At 39.9% G+C, this 1,755-nt stretch carries 2 protein-coding genes; one reads left to right on the plus strand and one right to left on the minus strand.

Annotated elements, in window-relative coordinates; genetic code table 11:
• Window positions 1–957, plus strand: a 957-nt coding sequence (locus tag AC1DG9_RS26675; RefSeq protein WP_477635647.1) for a glycosyltransferase family 2 protein, incomplete at its 5' end; no start/stop codon positions are given.
• Window positions 958–1,146: 189 nt separating this feature from the next.
• Here AC1DG9_RS26675 and AC1DG9_RS26680 read toward each other — a convergent pair.
• The coding region (locus tag AC1DG9_RS26680; RefSeq protein WP_477635648.1) for a M28 family metallopeptidase at window positions 1,147–1,755 on the minus strand (609 nt) is incomplete at its 5' end.

Below are 1,755 nucleotides of genomic sequence, written 5' to 3' on the forward strand. Positions count from 1 at the left end.
TTTTTACCCGGTGTAATTCAATCTAAGTACGGTAATTTACAATTAATAGTTGGCGACAATGCTTCTACTGATAATTCAGTTGAGTTTGTTCGTACCAACTACCCTAATATCAGGATCATACAAAACGACGCCAATTACGGATTTGCAGAAGGATACCGTAAAATACTAGAGCAGGTAGATGCCGAATATTACGTGCTTTTAAATTCAGATGTAGAAGTTCCAGAAAACTGGATACAGCCAGTTATAGATATGATGCAAACGGACAGTAGTATTGCCGTTGCCCAGCCTAAAATAAAATGGCAAAAAAACAGAAAAGAGTTTGAATATGCCGGTGCAGCCGGAGGTTACCTTGATCTTCACGGATTTCCATTCTGCAGAGGCAGACTCTTTGAGACAGTTGAATCAGACTTTGGTCAGTACAACGATTCAAGTGAGATATTCTGGGCCAGTGGAGCTGCCCTCTTTATAAAAAGCAAGCAATGGAAAGAAGTTGGCGGTCTGGACCCTGATTTCTTTGCCCACATGGAAGAAATTGACCTCTGCTGGCGCTTAAAAAACCTCGGTTACAAGGTGGTTTACTGTGCCGATGCAGAAGTATACCATGTTGGTGGTGGAACTTTAAGCGCAAATAATCCTTATAAAACCTATTTAAACTTCAGAAATAACCTGATTATACTTCAAAAGAACCTGCCAATAGGCGATGCGTATTCAAGGATATTTATTAGAATGTGTATAGATTTTGTAGCCTGGATCCATTTTTTGCTACAAGGAAAAACAGATTTTGCTTTTGCCATTAACAAAGCCCATTTTCATTTCCTTAAAAGCCTATCAGCCAACGCAAAGAAAAGAACAGCTAAACAGATCAGCTTTCAAAAACACGTTGGTCAGTATCCATCAAGTATTGTGTATGCCTATTTTATACAGAAAATCAGGTTTTTTAGTCAGCTAAAAATTTAAACGATAATCACAGATTACTTAAAACTGCCGTCATCCCGAGGAATCGAGGGATCTCTTGGCCATGCTAATTTGCTCGCAACTACTTACTGATCAAGAGATTTCTCCTATCGTCGAAATGACGGTGTGTGTAACAGCCATGGCGGAATGTTGTGCAATAACATCAACATCAACCCTTTTTCTACACCAATATCAATCCTTTTTCTCAGGAACAAACGATATTGCCCCTTCCCTGCTTGCTACACTCACAATTGCTTTGTAAATATAATCACAAACCAGTTTTTCACCGGCTATATTGATATGAGCAATATCATCCTCCGGCGTATGGTACTGAGGATGCCCTCCAGTATGAAAACCTAATACTGAAATGTTCTTTTTATAAAATGATACGTGATCCGAGCCACCAACATCATAAGCAATTACAATCGGGTTAATTCCCACCTGTGGGCCCAGACTTTTCATTAAATCCATACCACCATCAAAAGAAGCTGCACCACCCATATATAATTGCTTTTCAGCATTCATTCTGCCCACCATATCCATATTCAGCATCAGCTTAATCGCGGATAAAGGAATCAATGGATGCTCAACAAAATATTTGGATCCCAATAAACCTTGCTCCTCGGCACCAAAAGCAATTATAAGCACACTGCGTTTTAAATCTTTTCTGTTGGCCGACAATTTCTCTGCAATTTCCAGTAATGCAGCCGTACCACTCGCATTATCGTCGGCACCAAGGTGTATACCAACAGTATCCGGCTTTTTAGACGAAGGTCCACCCATTCCCAAATGATCATAATG

This window comes from Pedobacter sp. 05L430, from assembly GCF_056397585.1.